This is a genomic window from Providencia sp., assembly GCF_052096715.1.
GTDB lineage: Bacteria > Pseudomonadota > Gammaproteobacteria > Enterobacterales > Enterobacteriaceae > Providencia.
Window position 1 is genome coordinate 31595 of sequence record NZ_JBQDNB010000016.1, and the last position, 18214, is coordinate 49808.

13 protein-coding genes are annotated in these 18214 nt (G+C 38.1%); 9 read left to right on the top strand and 4 right to left on the bottom strand.

Going from position 1 to position 18214, the window contains the following annotated elements; translation table 11 throughout:
- Positions 1 to 113: 113 nt before the first annotated feature.
- The 4 genes from ACTH6U_RS13135 (at position 114) to umoD (ending at position 6249) form a co-directional block, all read left to right on the top strand.
- Positions 114 to 1463, top strand: coding sequence for an OprD family outer membrane porin (locus tag ACTH6U_RS13135; protein WP_294105571.1), 1350 nt, complete (start codon positions 114 to 116; stop codon positions 1461 to 1463).
- Between the two features lie 30 nt (positions 1464 to 1493).
- Positions 1494 to 3116, top strand: coding sequence for a bifunctional metallophosphatase/5'-nucleotidase (locus ACTH6U_RS13140; protein ID WP_294105574.1), 1623 nt, complete (start codon positions 1494 to 1496; stop codon positions 3114 to 3116).
- 488 nt (positions 3117 to 3604) lie between these two features.
- A complete protein-coding gene (locus ACTH6U_RS13145; protein ID WP_441832385.1) occupies positions 3605 to 4909 on the top strand; it encodes an NAD(P)/FAD-dependent oxidoreductase in 1305 nt (434 codons plus the stop codon).
- Between the two features lie 728 nt (positions 4910 to 5637).
- A complete protein-coding gene (umoD, locus tag ACTH6U_RS13150; RefSeq protein WP_441832386.1) occupies positions 5638 to 6249 on the top strand; it encodes a UmoD family flagellar biogenesis regulator in 612 nt (203 codons plus the stop codon).
- 78 nt (positions 6250 to 6327) lie between these two features.
- Here umoD and mfd read toward each other — a convergent pair whose 3' ends face one another.
- The gene (gene mfd, locus ACTH6U_RS13155) at positions 6328 to 9771 is read right to left on the bottom strand and encodes a transcription-repair coupling factor (protein ID WP_294105581.1); all 3444 of its coding nucleotides are present in this window, start codon (positions 9769 to 9771) and stop codon (positions 6328 to 6330) included.
- A 250-nt stretch (positions 9772 to 10021) separates the two neighbouring features.
- On the opposite strand from mfd, the gene lolC reads away from it, so the two are divergent.
- From lolC to lolE, 3 genes are read left to right on the top strand one after another with little or no spacing between them, the layout of a single operon-like run.
- Positions 10022 to 11224: a lipoprotein-releasing ABC transporter permease subunit LolC gene (gene lolC / locus ACTH6U_RS13160; RefSeq protein ID WP_294105584.1), complete on the top strand. Its 1203-nt coding sequence runs from the start codon at positions 10022 to 10024 to the stop codon at positions 11222 to 11224.
- Complete coding sequence (gene lolD, locus ACTH6U_RS13165; RefSeq protein ID WP_441832387.1) at positions 11217 to 11924, top strand: lipoprotein-releasing ABC transporter ATP-binding protein LolD; 708 nt, start codon at positions 11217 to 11219, stop codon at positions 11922 to 11924. Before lolC ends, lolD begins: the two co-directional genes overlap by 8 nt.
- Complete coding sequence (gene lolE, locus ACTH6U_RS13170) at positions 11924 to 13171, top strand: lipoprotein-releasing ABC transporter permease subunit LolE (protein ID WP_294105589.1); 1248 nt, start codon at positions 11924 to 11926, stop codon at positions 13169 to 13171. The genes lolD and lolE overlap by 1 nt, the downstream gene beginning before the upstream one ends.
- 92 nt (positions 13172 to 13263) lie before the next feature.
- Here lolE and cyaB read toward each other — a convergent pair whose 3' ends face one another.
- Entirely contained in the window at positions 13264 to 13830 is a 567-nt protein-coding gene (cyaB, locus tag ACTH6U_RS13175) for a class IV adenylate cyclase (RefSeq protein WP_441832388.1), read from the bottom strand.
- Positions 13831 to 14020: 190 nt separating this feature from the next.
- Positions 14021 to 14518, bottom strand: a complete 498-nt coding sequence (locus ACTH6U_RS13180; RefSeq protein WP_294105593.1) for a TIGR00645 family protein — start codon at positions 14516 to 14518, stop codon at positions 14021 to 14023.
- A gap of 325 nt (positions 14519 to 14843) precedes the next feature.
- On the opposite strand from ACTH6U_RS13180, the gene cobB reads away from it, so the two are divergent.
- Positions 14844 to 15674 (top strand): Sir2 family NAD+-dependent deacetylase, encoded by an 831-nt coding sequence (gene cobB / locus ACTH6U_RS13185; RefSeq protein WP_294106183.1) that lies wholly within the window; start codon positions 14844 to 14846, stop codon positions 15672 to 15674.
- Between the two features lie 94 nt (positions 15675 to 15768).
- On the opposite strand, the gene ACTH6U_RS13190 is transcribed toward cobB, so the two are convergent.
- Positions 15769 to 16479 (bottom strand): SDR family NAD(P)-dependent oxidoreductase, encoded by a 711-nt coding sequence (locus ACTH6U_RS13190; protein WP_434719111.1) that lies wholly within the window; start codon positions 16477 to 16479, stop codon positions 15769 to 15771.
- 489 nt (positions 16480 to 16968) lie between these two features.
- On the opposite strand from ACTH6U_RS13190, the gene pepT reads away from it, so the two are divergent.
- Positions 16969 to 18210, top strand: coding sequence for a peptidase T (gene pepT, locus ACTH6U_RS13195; protein ID WP_294105598.1), 1242 nt, complete (start codon positions 16969 to 16971; stop codon positions 18208 to 18210).
- The last annotated feature ends 4 nt before the right edge of the window (positions 18211 to 18214 follow it).

Sequence of the window (18214 nt, forward strand, 5' to 3'; positions counted from 1 at the left end):
TAAAAGTCAGTGAAGTTATTTTAAGCTAAATATAAAGATGGTGTTTTATTGCCCATGGCAACATGGGCAAACATAAAATTAATTCAAATAATCATTAACTAGGTTTATTCATAATGAAAGTTAAAAATTTTGTTTTACTAATGCTTTCTCCTTGTTATTTAGCCGTTACTGCAGCGAATGCGAGTAACTGGGAAGATACAATCAAGGAAAATTCGTTTGTTGCTGATTCTGAACTTGAGATTTCTACACGTAATATGTGGAAGTATTTAAAAACAGAAAATCGTTTTGACAAAGAAGAACAACGGTATAAAAAACAAGTCGCACAGGCTTGGGGTCAAAACTTACAACTTGATTATAAATCAGGTTATTTCGCTGATGTTATCGGGTTTGATGCTTCGTACTACGGTGGTATTAAACTTGCGGCAAGTAAAGACTTCGCCTCTCGTGCAATTTTGTATAACGATGATGGTGAAGCTAAAGGCTATAACAAAATTGGTCAACGCTACGCTAAAGTAAAACTTGATTTTGAACCTGTTAAAATAAATGGTAAAGCAGGTTGGTTTACACTGAAAAACAAGGGTATTTTTACTAACTCCCAACGTCTTTCTCTTAATACCTATAGCGGTTATTACACCAATACTGCACTCGGTGATTGGAATTTAGACTTGATGTATCTCGACAGTAAAGTAATGCGTCGTGATAGCCCTAATATTGATAAAATGTATTTTGATGACGGTAATGGTAAACGCCATGTCCTTGATCACGTAATTACGGGTGGCATCAATTATGAAACAAAACCGCTGAAAGTTTATTATTTCTATGGTCAAGCAGATGATGTATTCCGTCAACAAGGTCTCGAGGCTAAATATAAGCTAACATCGGACGTTACACTGGCTTCTCAAATTTATAATCATGAGTATGGCAGTGACGGAAAACGTACTACTGAAAAAAATACAAAACGCAATTTTGATAAGAGAGCATGGCACTACGCGGGTACTGTAGAGTGGAAAGTGCCAGAAACGCCTTGGACTTTGGGTGCAGGCTTAACACATACCACGGCGAAAAAAACCAATGGCGTGGGTCAATTTGCACGTAATCCAATCGGTAATACGCGAGGTCGTTTTAATTCACCAGCATACTCAGATATCGACTATGTTCGTGATGGCGAAACAATGTTAGGACTTTCTGCTGAATATCAAATTAATCCAGATCTCTCAGTGGGTGTTCGTTCTAACTATAGTGAATTCTCTTATGAAGGCGAAAAATTAAGACAAGGCCAAGCAGGTTTGTTTAGTTATTGGACACCAATGAAGAACTTATCAATTTCTTTAAGCGGTGGTTATGGTTGGCACCATGAGCAAGAATCTGATTATTCTACACCGAAATTATATAATGGCCATTCACAGCGCGCGCATTCATTATCGGGCTCTATGACAACCACATATCGTTTCAAAATGTTCTAGAAAGTAGATGTTTATAAAAGGTAATAATAAATGAAACATAAAATTGGGTTACTCACAGTGCTTGTTGCTGGTGCATTAATGGCTGGTTGCGCACCTAAAACGACTAATGATAATTTGAAAGTTCAAGTTATTGGTATCAATGACTTCCATGGTGCACTTCAAGCGCCAGGTGATGGTGAATTAGGTGGTATTGAGTCTATCGCGACCCTTATCAATCAATTAAGAGCTGAAAATAACAAAACGATCGTGGTGGGTGCTGGGGACTTAGTGGGAGCGAGTCCGCTACTTTCATCCATGTTTTATGATGAGCCTACGATTGAAGCTTTAAGTGCAATCGGCATGGAAACCAGTGCCGTTGGTAATCATGAGTTCGATAAAGGTAAAGAAGAGCTTTTAAGAAAACAAAATGGTGGTTGTCATCCAACTGCGGGTTGTGTCGGTAAAGACTCATTTGCAGGGGCTGATTTCAATTATTTAGCAGCTAACGTTATCGTGAAAGAAACGGGAAATACGCTATTTCCTGCTTACTTTATCAAAGAGTTTGACGGTGTCCCCGTTGCATTCATTGGTCTAACACTTGAAGGTACGCCTGCGATTGTTACACCAAGCGGAACTGCGGGTTTAGAGTTCAAAAATGAAGTTGAAACTATTAATAAGCAAGTGCAATTGTTAAAAGCACAAGGTATTAATAGTATTGGTGTGTTGATCCATGAAGGTGCGACTCAACAAATTGATACCAAGAAAAAAGATATAAACCGTTGTGATAATATCCAAGGTCCAATCGTGGATATCGTGAAGCAATTAGATGGTGCTGTGGATTTTGTTGTTAGTGGACATACACATCAAGCTTATAATTGTGAAATTAATGGTAAAACAGTAATTTCTGCACAATCTAACGGGACATTGATTTCTCAACTGAATATCGAAATTGATAGAAAAACGAAAGATATTGTTAGCATTGACGCTAAAAATATCCCAGTTGAAACTAAGCGTTATGAGAAAAATCCTGAGTTAACCACGTTTGTGCAAAAGTATGAGCGTATTTCTTTACCTATCGCCCAACAAGTGATGGGAACATTAAATGGCTCAGCGGATAAAAAACTATCGCCAGCGGGTGATTCAACACTCGGTAAAATTATTGCAGACGGACAATTGTATTCAGCCTCTTCAAAAGAAGCTGGCGGTGCACAAATTGCCTTTATGAATAGTGGTGGTATCCGTGCTGATTTGAAAGCAGGCGAGTTAACTTATGGTGATATCTTCACTGTGCAGCCTTTCTCAAATGTGATTGTGACTCAGTCATTAACTGGCGCTCAAATTAAGCTTGCACTAGAACAGCAATGGGATCGTGCTCGTCCACAAATTATGCCAGTTTCCAAAGGTTTCTATTATGAGTGGGACGATAGTCGTGCAGTTGGCGATAAAGTCATTCCAGGCTCAATGAAGCTTAACGGTAAGCCAATTGATATGAATAAGAGTTATCGTGTTGCTGCCAATGAATTCTTGGCAACAGGTGGAAGCCGTTTCTCTGCATTCAAAGAAGGTAAAGACCGTGTTTATGGTTTACCTGACAATGAAGCATTGATGCAATACTTCAAAGATAATTCACCAATTGCATTACCAACGGATACACGTATCAAAAAAGTTAAATAAGGTGAGTTTACCTATCAGCGTTGGATGACGCTATGATTTAACATTGAACAAACCCTGAAAGTAAATGACTATTTTCAGGGTTTTTTATCGCTATAATTCCTTCTCATTTTTTTGACTATTTCATCATAACTTCCTCAATTTTAATCCAAATATCACAATATAAATGATTACGTTATGGCTAATTTATTTTGACATGCAAAATATTAATGATTCGTATTATCAAATAGCTTGGACGGATTATCATAAATTGATTAATATCAGCATGGTCAGCGCTATCTGGATTCCTTTTTTTCAAAAAATGATTTGACGATTGTGATCGTTGTCATAATAATCAACTAAATTGATATTGATCAATATTTGGTATGACCAATGCGCCAGTCGTGATATTCTTTATTTTATTCGAGTTAATAGTGGTTAATTATTGTTATTAAAGATGTTTATGATGAGAAATCTTTAATAACATTAATATATTTTGTATTGAGGAAATTATGACCTTATCTCAACCTAAGATTGTCGTTATAGGTGGTGGTGCTGGTGGTTTAGAGCTGGCAACTCGCTTAGGACGCAAATTGGGCCGCAAAAAACGTGCCGAGATCACTTTAGTTGACCGTAATCCAAGCCATTTATGGAAGCCGCTATTACATGAAGTCGCTACGGGTTCATTAGATGATGGTGTAGATGCTATTAGCTATCTTGCCCATGCACGCCATAATGCATTTCATTTCCAATTGGGTTCGTTAACAAATATTGACCGTGAAAATAAAAAAGTGATTTTAGGTGAATTGCGCGATAAAAATGGCGAGTTATTAGTGCCATTGCGTGAATTACATTATGATTTTTTGGTGATAGCGCTCGGCAGTACCTCAAATGATTTCGGTACACCTGGGGTGAAAGAAAATTGTATTTTCTTAGATAGCCCGAACCAAGCGCATCGTTTTCATGATGAAATGCTTAATTTATTTCTTCGTTACTCGGTTCGTGGTAATGCTGAAGAAAAAGTTAATATTGCGATTGTTGGCGCGGGTGCAACGGGTGTTGAGTTATCGGCTGAGCTCTATAATGCTGTTGAACAATTGACGAGTTATGGTTTCAAAGGTTTAGATACTGATGCATTAAACGTCACTTTGGTTGAAGCGGGGGAACGAATTCTACCTGCTTTACCTCCTCGAATTTCGGGAGCTGCACATCAAGAGCTGAACAAGCTCGGTGTCAATGTATTGACTAAAACGATGGTAATAAGTGCCGATAAAGAAGGTCTTAACACTAAAGATGATGGCAAAATTCATGCAGACCTTATGGTTTGGGCTGCTGGAATTAAAGCACCAGACTTTATGAAAGATATTGCGGGGCTTGAAACTAATCGTATTAATCAATTAGTAGTCAAACCGACGTTACAAACAACTCTCGATGATTCTATTTTTGCTATTGGTGATTGTGCCTCTTGCGCTAAGCCCGAAGGTGGATTTGTCCCGCCAAGAGCACAGTCTGCCCATCAAATGGCAAGTCGTTGCTATGATAATATTATTGCGATTATGAAACAAAAACCGCTTAAAGATTATATCTACAAAGATCACGGTTCTTTGGTTTCGTTGTCGCGTTTTAGTACCGTGGGTAGTTTGATGGGTAATCTGATGCGTGGAGACATGATGGTTGAAGGGCGTATTGCTCGATTTGTCTACATTTCGCTATATCGAATGCATCAAATAGCGCTTCATGGTTATGTGAAAACAGGATTAATGATGCTAGTAGGAAGTATTAACCGTATTATTCGACCTAAATTAAAACTTCATTAATTCAATCTTTAAAAATAGCGGTTAGGTATTTATTGGCAATAAAAATTCACCTTATTATATTAGGGTGAATTTATTGCTATGATGAGATCTTACTGCTTGACCACTCATTACTGCCCGAAACTAATTACAATAGTTATTATTTCTTCTGTTATGTATTTAAGCGAATCTGTATTTAGAGATAGTTGAGATTTATGTATTTTGTTGTTAAATATAATTGATTTTATAAGTAAAGTTTAATTAAATAAATTTTAATTGTTACGAATTAAATAATTATTTAATTGTTTTTATGATAGAAAGCACATTAATTATTTAAAAAATATTATGACCTTATATTAAATAAATACGGAATATAATTAATGACTATTTGAAAAATTTTATAAAAAAGTTTTTTGGCTAAGTGTTAGTCAAGGTTAGATTGTCTAAATTGAAGTTTATTTTGTATGTATTTTGTGCGTGATTTTTTAACCTCATGATTAATATTGATTTTATCCTGTGATATCATTGGTGTAATATTGTTATTTTGGATAGAAGATAACATTAAATCTCGACTCATTTTGGGTGTATGCTATTAGAGTGACTTAATGTTTATAATTGTTTCAAAATATTATTAAAATAATATTTTGAAAATTAGGATTATTCTAAAAAACCTTATTTACTGTAGGTAATTATCGAATTATCCTGATTAATTGCTACAATAGATTCATTCTGTTTTTTTATAAGGGCATTCTATGAAGCTTAGATTTAAGTTGTTAACAACATCAGTAGTTTGCCTTACTGTAATCTTAATTATAGCATTCCTAATAACTTCATTTTCTCGCTCTCCAGAAGCTAAATTAGCAACGGTATTATCTACAGAACCTATTAAATCAAATCGTATTATTGAATATGAAAATTGTGCAGTAACTGGGGTGCCAGGTACTTTTAGTCAAGAATCACTTTCCCGTTTTCATCCTGCGCAAAATGAATGCAAAATAGTGTTTATGATTGAAGCACTACAAGATAAATCATTTCCTTTCTTTTCAGATAGTCATCAACGAACTTGTGTGATTACTAAAAAAATGGAACTGGTTATCGTCGGATATGATGTGGTATATCGGATAGGGGATACAGTCGGTAAGGTTAGAACAGCTTATGACCCCGGCTTATTTATTCCATTGAATGAAGATGGCCGCTTAAATTTAACGGTGTCTAATAGTGCTGTCTGTGAGACATTACGAAGTGACGTTAAGGATTTAGCCCCTTTTTACTGTATCAAGCAAAACGAATTACTGACGAATAATGACCCTTCCTCCATTTTGGAATTAAAACCCAGCAAAAATACCTATGGTTTTTTCGAGTAATAGCTTATTTTTGAATCATACCAATTGAAGTGATAAAAAAGACTATCAAGGTTTATTTCTGATAGCCTTTCTTGTTATCTATGATAATTGATGCTCTTCAAAATCTGTCAGTAGCTGCTTAATAAATTCGATTCTACCGACCCGATCACTCAGGTCATTGAAGAATTTCAATCGTACAGGGCCATCTAAACGATAGGTTTGTGGTTGTCCTTGTAATAAGCTGATTAAAAAGCTTGGGTCGACTTTATTTTTCTCACCAAACTCAATAAATCCACCTTTTTCATGGGCTTCAATTCGTTTCACACCAAGAGCTTGTGCTTGTAGTCGTATCGCAGCGTTAGCGAGCAAGAATTTACCTGCATCTGGTATTTTACCAAAACGGTCAATTAGTTCAGTACGTAACTCATTCAGCTCGAGTGAGTCTTTGGCGCTAGCAATGCGTTTATAGAAAGAAAGTCTGATATTTACATCATGAATGTAATCATCAGGCAACAAGACTGGCATTCTTAATTCAACTTCTGTTTGTTGATTCGTTAAATCTTCAAGGGAAGGTTCACGACCTTCTTTCAATGCATCTACGGCGCTTTCTAGTAATTCCATATATAGCGTAAAGCCTATGGTTGTCATTTGTCCGCTTTGGTCATCACCCAGTAATTCACCTGCTCCTCGAATTTCTAAGTCATGGGTTGCAAGTGCAAAACCTGCGCCTAGATCTTCTAATGACGAAATAGCCTCAAGGCGTTTATGGGCATCAGCCGCCATCGCTTTCGGGTGTGGCGTCAGTAAATAAGCATAAGCTTGATGATGGGAGCGACCAACACGACCTCGTAGCTGGTGTAATTGTGCTAAACCGAAACGATCTGAACGTTCAATCACAATTGTATTGGCTGTTGGGATGTCGATGCCCGTTTCAATGATAGTGGTACAAATAAGGACATTAAAACGTTGATGGTGAAAATCGGTCATTACCCGTTCTAATTCACGCTCTCGCATTTGTCCATGGCCCACAACAAAGCGGGCTTCAGGGACTAATTTCTCAAGACGCTCTTTCGTTTTCTCTATATTTTCTACGTCGTTATATAAATAGTAGACCTGCCCGCCGCGCAAGGTTTCACGTAATATTGCCTCACGTACGATTAAGTCGTCATATTGGCGAACAAAGGTTTTAACCGCTAAACGACGCGCTGGTGGTGTTGCAATGATAGATAAATCACGCATACCACTCATTGCCATATTTAGTGTACGGGGAATTGGCGTGGCTGTTAGGGTTAAAATATCGACGTCTGCTCGCATGGCCTTAATGCGTTCTTTATGACGGACACCAAAACGATGTTCTTCATCCACGACCAACAGACCTAAATCTTTCCAGATGATATCTGGCTGAAGCAGTTTGTGAGTACCAATTAAGATATCAACTTTACCTTCAGCGGTTTCAGCAATAATTTGTTGTTGTTCTTTTGCTGTTTTGAAGCGCGACAGCATTTCAATCTTAACCGGCCAATTTGCAAATCTATCTCTGAAATTATCAAAATGTTGCTGAGCAAGTAGGGTAGTCGGCACTAATACAGCAACTTGTTTATTATTGTTGATCGCAAGAAATGCTGCTCGCATAGCAACTTCAGTTTTACCAAAGCCGACATCACCACAAACTAATCTATCCATGGCTAAAGGTTGGCACATATCACTTAAAACAGCATTGATTGCCATTTCTTGGTCAGGCGTTGTTTCAAAAGGAAAACCTTGGCAAAACTCTTGATATTGCTGTTTGTCATGTTTGAAAGCAAATCCAGCTTTTGCTGCACGCTGAGCATAAATATCCAGCAACTCAGCGGCTACATCGCGTACTTTTTCAGCGGCTTTTTGGCGCGCTTTGCCCCAACTATCGCTCCCCAATTTATGTAATGGGGCATTTTCATCCGCTCCGCCTGAGTAGCGGCTAATTAAATGTAATGATGATACGGGAACATACAGTTTATCTGAGCCTGCATAAGTCAGTATGAGGTATTCGGCTGTTATACCGCCAGCTTCAAGTGTGGTTAACCCTTGATAGCGGCCTACACCATGCTCAATATGAACAACAGGTTGCCCTGGGCGCAATTCAGCAAGATTACGGATTAATGTGTCTGTATTAATGGTGCGGCGGTTATCAGCACGACGGCGAACAACTCGCTCGCCGAGCAAATCACTTTCACAAATCAGTGCCCTGTGTAGGCTAGATTGAATAAATCCATGCTCTGCTGCACCTAGCGTTATTGCAAAACGGCTCGTGGTTTGATGCGTATAGTCATCAATAATTTCAGGGCGAATTTTCAAGCGTGCTAATAATTCTGTAACAGTTTCACGGCGGCCTTCGCTTTCTACTGAAAAAACAACAGTACCATCAAATTGTTCTATAAATTGGCGCAGTTTCTCTAACGGGGTTTTACTTTGCCCTTGGGTACTGATATCCGGCAATGGTAGATAATCTAAATTAGTATTGGCGGCTTTATCTGCTAGTTTTTCTGCTGATAGTTGAACTCGAGGCCATTTTTTTAATGATTGATTAAGTTGTTCAACGGTCAACCATAAATCTGCGGGTGGTAGCAACGGACGCATCGGGTCAACGCTACGACTTTCAAAACGCTGTTGGGTATCAGATTGAAAACGTTCTGCGGCTTCTTGCAAACTTTGTGAGACAAATAAGGTGTTATCGGGAAAATAATCAAAAAGCGAACTTAGTGGCTCGGGGAAAAAGAGCGGTTGCCAATATTCAATGCCTGTTGGTAGTGTGTTTTTACTGACTTGTTGATAAATATGTTCAGGATCTCGACGAACTTCAAAGCGTTCGCGCCATTGACTACGAAAGCGTTCAATTGCCTCTTTGTCTGTAGGGAATTCATGAGCCGGTAATAAATTAATGCTCGTCACTTCGTCAAGGGTTCGTTGAGAATCCACATCAAAAGTACGTAAACTATCAATTTCGTCATCAAAGAAATCAAGACGAAATGGTAATGAACTTCCCATCGGGAATAAATCGAGTAAAGCGCCTCTTATGGCGTATTCACCATGTTCTAAAACTTGTTCGACATGGCGATAGCCTGCTTTATCGAGCTCTATTGTCAAGTTTTCGCGCGAAAGTTTATCGCCTTTTGCCATTACGAGTGCATGACTGGTTAAAAAACTCGATGGACACACTTTCTGCATTAAGGTATTAACCGGTAAGATTAATGCGCCTTTTTGCATTGTTGGCAAATGATAAAGTGTCGATAAGCGATGAGAGATAATTTCTTGATGAGGCGAAAAATTATCGTAAGGCAAGGTTTCCCAATCCGAGAGTGTTTCGATTGGATGATGAGAAAACTGTTGCATTTCATCTCTCAAGCGTAATGCATTTTGCATATCGCGAGTGACAATAACGACAGGGCCTTGATGACGTTCCATCATCTGTGCACATTCAAGGGCACCAGCTGCACCTATTAGGCATCCTAAATGGCGAACATCGCCACTACGGCTAGGCAGTTCATAACGAGTTTTTAACGACATAAAAATATTCGGCTTCTCACAGCTATTAGTTAAAAAATTAAGCGACTAGCTAAACTTGCAGTTCAGTTATCGATAAAAAATTATCAATAAATTAGTCCGCTTTACTCCATGATTTGTCTGAAAGTAACGCAAATAGGTATATCAATAATAAAAAAAACCACAAAAGCAGGGTTGGGTGGTTCCATTCATCTATCGTACCCTTTATTATCGCTGAACACTTCGCTTTGGCAACAGGGGCATCAAAGATTTCATGCACCAATCTGTCTCAATATTCATAGGTCTGCGCTATATGCGCGGACGAGCTGCTGATAAATTTGGTCGTTTTGTTTCCAGTTTATCGGCAATAGGTATCACACTTGGGGTTACGGCATTAATTACAGTAACTTCAGTAATGAACGGCTTCGAGCGATCGCTACAAGATAGCATACTTGCATACATGCCGCAGGCTATATTGACATCAGCAACTGGAAATATTGACCCAAAAGCACATCCTCTTTCTGACCTACAGCACTTGCAGGGGGTGAACTACATTACTCCTACAGTGCAATCGGATGTGGTCTTACAAAGCCGTACCAACGTTGGTGTCGGTATGATGACAGGGGTTAATGTTAACGAGCCATCTCCGTTATTGGACAAGCTGATTAGCGGCGACCGTAAAGAACTTGTCGAGGGAAGTTACAATGTTTTTTTAGGGAGTCGATTAGCGGAAACCTTAGGGCTTAAGCGTGGCGATGATGTGCGTTTAATCATACCTGGAGTGAGCCAATTAACACCGATGGGGCGCATTCCGAGTCAGCGACTATTTACCGTCGCGGGTATTTTTCAAACTAATGGTGAAGCTGATACGAGCGAATTAATTGTTGCGCAGTCAGATGCCGCTAGAATTTTACGTTACCCTATTGGCCATGTGACAGGGTGGCGATTATTTTTGGATGAGCCTCTCAAAGTAGATATTTTGAGTAAGCAAATTTTACCTGACGGGCTTGTCTGGACGGATTGGCGTGAACGCAAAGGTGAGTTTTTTCAAGCTGTTAAAATGGAAAAAAATATGATGGGGTTATTGCTCAGCCTGATTATTGCGGTTGCAGCATTTAATATCATTACATCACTTTCTCTGCTTGTTATGGAAAAGCAAGGAGAGGTGGCGATCCTTAAAACATTAGGATTAAAGCGTGGTCGTATATTGGCGATATTCATGATCCAAGGTGCAGGGGCCGGTATTATTGGTACTTTAATCGGCACGTTCTTGGGTATATTGCTTTCGAGCCAATTGAATGTATTGATGCCGTTAATTGGTTTGTTACCTAAAGGGGTGGCATTACCCATTGTACTTGATTACCCCGGTATTTTAATTATTGCACTTTCCGCTATGTTTATTTCGTTGCTTGCTACGCTATACCCTTCTTGGCGTGCGGCAGCGGTGCAACCTGCTGAGGCTTTACGTTATGAATAATCAACCACTTCTTGTCTGTGAAAATTTAAGTAAGGTTTATCAAGAAGGGCCAATGACGACAGAAGTGTTGAAAAACGTTAATTTTTCAATGAATGAGGGAGAAATGATGGCAATTGTCGGCAGCTCAGGCTCTGGCAAAAGTACATTATTACACCTATTAGGTGGGCTAGATACGCCTTCTCAAGGTAATGTTATTTTTAAAGGGCAACACATTAACCAGTTGTCTTCTGATTCAAGAGCTGAAATCCGTAATAAAGAATTAGGTTTTATTTATCAATTTCATCATTTATTACCTGATTTCACCGCCTTAGAAAATGTTGCGATGCCCTTATTAATTGGTGGTGTATCGAAAACACAAGCTTTTGCTAAAGCGACAGAAATGCTTACGGCCGTAGGGTTGGCTCACCGTGCGGGGCATCGTCCATCAGAACTTTCTGGTGGTGAACGCCAACGAGTGGCAATAGCGCGAGCATTAGTGAATGACCCTGCTTTGGTACTCGCTGATGAACCGACAGGGAATCTGGACTTACGTAATGCAGATGCAATTTTTGAATTGCTAGGTGAGCTTAATCGTAAGCAACGAACTGCATTTTTAGTTGTTACTCATGATATGAAACTTGCGCATCGTTTATCACGTCAATTAGAAATGCGTGATGGACATTTACAGCAGGAACTCAGCTTGAGCTTGGGGGCTAACTGATGCTTAAAATGCCTCTGACGCTATTAGCGGCATTACGCTTTAGTCGAGGACGCCGCCGAACAGGCATGGTGTCTTTGGTTTCTATTGTGTCAACGCTTGGCATCGTATTGGGTGTTGCGGTATTGATTATTGGTTTAAGTGCCATGAATGGTTTTGAGCGCGAGCTAAATAATCGTGTGCTTTCAGTGGTACCCCATGGACAAATCTATGCTGTTAAACCGCCTTATAATGATTGGAAATTCACTGAGGATATTATTCGTAAAACGCCAGGCGTACAGGGCGTTAGCCCCTATGTGAATTTTACCGGTTTACTTGAGCGTGGTGCAAATCTAAAAGCGATTCAAGTGATGGGTGTTTCAAAAGAAAGCCAATCGGAAGTTAGCGCTTTACCTCAATTCATTCTTAATGATGCATGGCAGCATTTTGAAGCAGGTAAACAATCGATTATTTTAGGCCAAGGGGTTGCTAATTCACTGAATGTAAAAGTAGGTGATTGGGTGACTATCATGATCCCAAATACGGATACTAGCTTAAAAATTCAGCAGCCAAAACGCATTCGAGTTCAGGTATCTGGTATTTTTCGTTTGAGTGGATTACTTGACCACCAGTTGGCCCTAATTCCTCTTGCGGATGCTCAAGAATATCTTGGTTATGACAATGGAATTAGTGGATTTGAAATTAAAGCGGATGACCCATTTATCGCTGATAAAGTTGTCTATGATGCAGGGTTAAGGACAATGCATCATGTCATGGTTAAAAGTTGGATTGGTGACTATGGCTATATGTACAACGATATTCAAATGGTACGAAGTATCATGTATCTAGCGATGATTTTAGTTATTGGCGTAGCATGCTTTAATATCGTTTCGACGTTAGTGATGGCGGTTAAAGATAAAAGCAGTGATATCGCAGTATTTCGTACTTTAGGAGCCAAAGACCGACAAATTCGCGCTATTTTCTTATGGTATGGCTTATTAAGTGGACTAATTGGTTCCTTAATTGGCGTGATATTTGGCGTGCTTATTTCGCTTAATTTAACCACGATGATCAAAGGATTAGAATTATTGATTGGGCATCCTATTTTATCTGGTGATGTATATTTTATTGATTTCTTACCATCAGAGTTGCACTTTATGGATGTTATTTATGTGCTAATAACAACGATTGTCCTGAGTTTATTAGCGAGTTGGTATCCTGCTCGCAGAGCAAGTAAGTTAGATCCTGCGCGTATTCTAAGTGGGCAATAGTCGCTATTAATCGTAGTGAACAATAATTTTTCTGCTCTATCCTATTGGGTTAGTTATTTTGAGTGAGCTATTCATTCGGTAACTAGCCCAATCTATTTAGTTGTGATCCCTTTGCTTATTTTCTCTAAAAATAACTGCTTATAGCTTCGTTTCTCAATTAATTCTTCCGTAAACCCATAATGGATTGCTAGAGTCATAAGGCGTTGATTAAACTCATTAAGTCGCATTATGTTATCGGTCATAATTGCGAACTCAGCGAACCAACCGAAATCAGCAAGATTGTCTATTGTGATATGAACGTCGTTGAGAAAATAAATACTGCGTATTTTCGTTAAAGTTAAATTGCATTGGTAACCTAATGTTTGCAGCATATTTTTGACATGTTGGCAGTCATCTATATTAATGGCTTTACATTCAGTAGCACTAGGACCCTTAACAATCCATAATTTGATCCCCGATGGGGTCATTTCTCTGACTGACATACTGATATTTTTATCGGCAAGTGATGTATTTTCATTGTCGAAAAAATAGTCTGTTTCTATATTATCTGAGGTAAAAACCTGAGCTTTATCGTTAATTATTTTTTGTAAAAATGCTTGAGGATCAGGTAGTTTGAATTTAATTTCAGCTTCATATTTTCCGACAAAATGTTCGCTCATGAGATTTACCTGTCTTGTCATTACTGTTTGTTTTAATTAACGGGATGGTAGCACAGGTTACTAAGTGTTTGGTTGTAAAGGTGAGGCTATTTTTAGGTAAAGCACCTATTTGAACTGAATGATAAATAGGCGCTTTAAAATTGGAAGATGAGTCTGATTTTCTAAATATTAAGAGTAAAATAGCACCGTATTAATAGGCTTCTTTTTTGGTCATTTTGTCTAAATAACCCATAACAAAAGCTGAAAGAACAAAGGTGAGGTGGATAATGACGTACCACATCAATTTGGTATTTTCTATATTTTGTAGGTTCATAAAGATTTTTAGTAGATGAATCGAGGAAATGGCAACAATCGAAGCCGCAACTTTATTTTTTAATGAAGTTGCATCCATTTTGCCAATCCAACCTAGTTTATCACTACTATCAGGGATACTAAGTTGAGAAACAAAGTTTTCGTAACCTGAAAACATGACCATGACTAATAAGCCACCGACTAATGCCATATCAATCAATGATAATAACGTGAGGATGAGGTCAGCTTCTGGAATGGCGAGGATATTAGGTAAAATATGAAATAGTTCTTGGAAGAATTTAATTGTTAACGTAAGCAATGTAAGTGAAAGCCCAAAATAGATAGGGGCGAGGATCCAACGTGATGCATACATTGTTTTTTCGAAGAACTTTTCCATGAAAACCCTTTTAAGTGATAAAAATGATAACAGATAAAACTGTATGTCACATTTTAGCGGTTTGGGGGCATGTGGATAAAGGTTTTTTTGTTAATATTATGATTTAGGGTGTTAAGCTGACGTAACTATCCTTTTTAACCGTCAGTCATTTAATGAATTTAGCATTGTTTTGTCTGTATTCATGATGGTGATGTGTTTGAGTGTGTTAACATTTACATCATGTAGAAGTGATATTATAAGTCATTCTTAGTAAAAATTATTTTTACAGTAAACTGTCGCCAAGACTTGTTGCTAAAACGCATGGATGAAAGGATGTTTTCTGATGTTGCGATACCGTTATAGATTAAAAAAAGTTAAAAAAAATAAGTGTGTGCGCCGCCAGCGACTTCGTAATCGGGCTTTTTATATTGATAGTAGACTAGCTGATATGAAAAAAGTGAACATTGTTGTATTAACTGGAGCAGGTATATCTGCCGAGTCTGGAATTCAAACCTTTCGTTCTGCCGATGGATTGTGGGAAGAGCATCGTGTTGAGGATGTGGCTACGCCAGAAGGCTTTGCGCGTGATCCTAAATTAGTTCAACGCTTTTATAATGAGCGCCGTCGGCAGCTACAAAGCGATGATATAAAGCCAAATGCTGCACATTTTGCATTGGCACAATTAGAAGAACTATTAGGTGATAGATTTTTACTTATCACACAAAATATTGATAACTTGCATGAAAGAGCAGGTAGTAAACGAATTGTTCATATGCATGGTGAACTGCTTAAAGTACGTTGCAGTTGGTCAAATCAGGTTCTCGATTGGAAGGGCGATTTAGCTGTTGATGAACGCTGCCATTGTTGCCAATTTCCTCAGCCTTTGCGCCCGCATATTGTGTGGTTCGGTGAAATGCCATTGGGTATGGAACGTATTTATCAAGCGCTTGAAGATGCAACAATTTTCATTTCTATTGGTACATCAGGGCATGTTTACCCTGCGGCAGGTTTTGTACATGAAGCAAAATTACACGGTGCCCATACTGTTGAGCTTAATTTGGAACCTAGCCAAGTAGAAAGTGAGTTTGAAGAAAAACACTATGGATTAGCGAGTAAGGTGGTTGTTGAGTACATTAATAAGCTAGTTACTGAGCTTAATTCAGCGAACAAAATCTAATTTTTGATAGTTAGAGTCATCGAAACAGCTGAAAAGGGAGCATTAGACTCCCTTTTAGCGATTTTAGAAACAAAGTATTCAATCTGATTCTATTTTAAACGTTCTCATCCATCATCGCTGGCATGGTGATTTCTTTTACACAGGTCGCATTGCTGGTACTTAAAATAAAGCGAACAGCATTAATAACATCTTGCAGGGGGATCAACTTGCCTTCACTGTGTTCAATAACTTCGTTTACAGGCATCGATAATGGATATTCTGTCGCTAAGTAACCTAAGTTAAGAATAGATATACCAATTTTATCCTCTCGTAATGTTTCCCTTAGGGATTGAACAATACCTCGCAGAGCATATTTAGTTGCAGAAAAAGTCACTTCTTTGCTCTTATGATTATCCAGCCCCCATGTGGAGCCAATAAGTATTATTTTGCTGTTATCGGCTAATCTTAGGTTTGCTAACAGGCTTTTTAAATTTAATAGACATGCACTAATATTTGTTTGAATGATATTGAGTAATTCGAGATCATCAGAGGATTCAAATGTATATTCTTCAGTAAATGCTAATTTTTCCCAGATACCGACGTTATAAATAAGCGTATTTATAGGGCGTTCACCCACTTTGTTTTTAATCATTTGTGCGCAGTTTATTTGATTAAGGTCGGCTTGGATCCAATGAAAATTATCTGCTTTAAACGGTGGCACAGAACGTGAGACCCCATAAATAAAATCTTTTTCGGAGGGTATTCCTTCAATAAGTGCTTTGCCTAAACCTTTACTCACACCATAAATTAAAAATGTTTTTGACATTTGATTACCTGTAAAATTAAGTGTAAATACACCTTATTTTTATAAGGGATAATAGCGTTACAATATTAAGTATTAGTGTATAGCATGAATGAATGGGTAGATGTTTGGTTAAATGTGCATATAAATTAATAATGTTAAATTAATACTATCGTCTCAAAAATAATTCGACTTACTGAAATAAAGCATTTATTTTTAAAGTGTTAGCATTAAAATTAACTTGACTTCATAATATTTAACTTAAGATTATTGTTTCTATATTAAACCATGAGGTATAGTTACAATAATACTAAATTATTATTGATATCCTAATTATTAGGTAGTTGATAGTCAATAAGATGCTATTTTGAGTAAATAGAGAGTAGTTAACGAATTAACTATTCAATTTTTATTTAAAAAATCACCTGCATTAACCTCAAAGCTGATTTGAAACAATAATTGTTTGTGTGATCTTTCCCATAATATGAATATTAATATTAAGGGGGATGGAGTATGGACAAACTCTTGGAGCGGTTTTTTGAATATACTGCTTTTGATACACAATCAAAACTGAATGCAAAAACAGTACCTAGTAGCAGTGGCCAACTAAAATTTGCCCGTGCGTTGCATAAAGAACTGAATGAGTTAGGATTTGAAAAAGTGACATTGACTGATCAAGGTTGCTTGACGGCCTATTTGCCATCAAACGTTGATTGGGATGTGCCAACTATTGGATTTATTTCTCATCTGGACACGGCGCCTGACTTTTCGGGCAAAAATGTTTGTCCACAAGTGCTAGAAAATTATCGTGGTGGTGATATTGCATTAGGGATTGGCGATGAAGTTTTATCCCCCGTGATGTTCCCTATATTGCATCAAATGATAGGTAAGACACTTATCATGACTGACGGTAAAACGTTACTTGGTGCTGATGATAAAGCGGGCATTGCCGAGATAATCACTGCGCTAGTGCGCTTGAAAGCAAATAATACGCCACATGGAAAAATTTGTATTGCTATCACACCTGATGAAGAGATAGGGCGTGGGGCTCGTCATATTGATTTTAAAGAGTTCGATGCGCTTTGGGCTTATACCGTTGATGGTGGCGGTGTCGGCGAGCTTGAGTATGAAAATTTTAATGCGGCCAATGTCTCCATTAAAATTGTGGGTAATAATACCCATCCAGGTATGGCTAAAGGGGTTATGGTCAATGCATTAACTTTAGCTAATCGCATTCATTCAATGTTACCTGCTGATGAAACGCCTGAAAATACTGAGGGTTATGAAGGATTTTATCATTTGACCTCGATTAAAGGTACGGTTGAAAAAGCAGAGTTAAATTACATTATTCGAGATTTTGACCTTAATGGCTTTGAAGCAAGAAAGAAAAATGTCATTCGGATTGCTGAAAAAGTCGGAGAAGGGCTACATCCTAGCTGTTATATCGAGCTCACTTTAGATGATACTTATTACAACATGCATAAAGAAGTAATGAAATTCCCGCATGTTGTAGAGCTAGCAAAACAAGCCATGATTGATTGTGATATTAAACCTATCATCCAACCTATTCGTGGTGGTACTGATGGTGCGCAATTATCTCATCGCGGCCTACCGTGCCCGAACATCTTCACTGGTGGATATAATTTTCATAGTAAACATGAATTTATAACTCAAGAAGGGATGGAGCAAGCGGTTAGTGTCATCATGCGTATCGCTGAGTTGACTGCAATACACGCAAGCAATAATCAATCGTAATCAA

Excerpts from the sequence above, each read along its gene's own strand:
- lolC (WP_294105584.1), top strand. The coding sequence starts at position 10,022 with ATGCACCAATCTGTCTCAATATTCATAGGTCTGCGCTATATGCGCGGA.
- lolE (WP_294105589.1), top strand. The coding sequence starts at position 11,924 with ATGCTTAAAATGCCTCTGACGCTATTAGCGGCATTACGCTTTAGTCGA.
- ACTH6U_RS13135 (WP_294105571.1), top strand. The coding sequence starts at position 114 with ATGAAAGTTAAAAATTTTGTTTTACTAATGCTTTCTCCTTGTTATTTA.
- cyaB (WP_441832388.1), bottom strand. The coding sequence starts at position 13,830 with ATGAGCGAACATTTTGTCGGAAAATATGAAGCTGAAATTAAATTCAAA.
- lolD (WP_441832387.1), top strand. The coding sequence starts at position 11,217 with ATGAATAATCAACCACTTCTTGTCTGTGAAAATTTAAGTAAGGTTTAT.
- umoD (WP_441832386.1), top strand. The coding sequence starts at position 5,638 with ATGAAGCTTAGATTTAAGTTGTTAACAACATCAGTAGTTTGCCTTACT.
- mfd (WP_294105581.1), bottom strand. The coding sequence starts at position 9,771 with ATGTCGTTAAAAACTCGTTATGAACTGCCTAGCCGTAGTGGCGATGTT.
- ACTH6U_RS13140 (WP_294105574.1), top strand. The coding sequence starts at position 1,494 with ATGAAACATAAAATTGGGTTACTCACAGTGCTTGTTGCTGGTGCATTA.
- ACTH6U_RS13180 (WP_294105593.1), bottom strand. The coding sequence starts at position 14,518 with ATGGAAAAGTTCTTCGAAAAAACAATGTATGCATCACGTTGGATCCTC.
- ACTH6U_RS13190 (WP_434719111.1), bottom strand. The coding sequence starts at position 16,479 with ATGTCAAAAACATTTTTAATTTATGGTGTGAGTAAAGGTTTAGGCAAA.
- ACTH6U_RS13145 (WP_441832385.1), top strand. The coding sequence starts at position 3,605 with ATGACCTTATCTCAACCTAAGATTGTCGTTATAGGTGGTGGTGCTGGT.
- pepT (WP_294105598.1), top strand. The coding sequence starts at position 16,969 with ATGGACAAACTCTTGGAGCGGTTTTTTGAATATACTGCTTTTGATACA.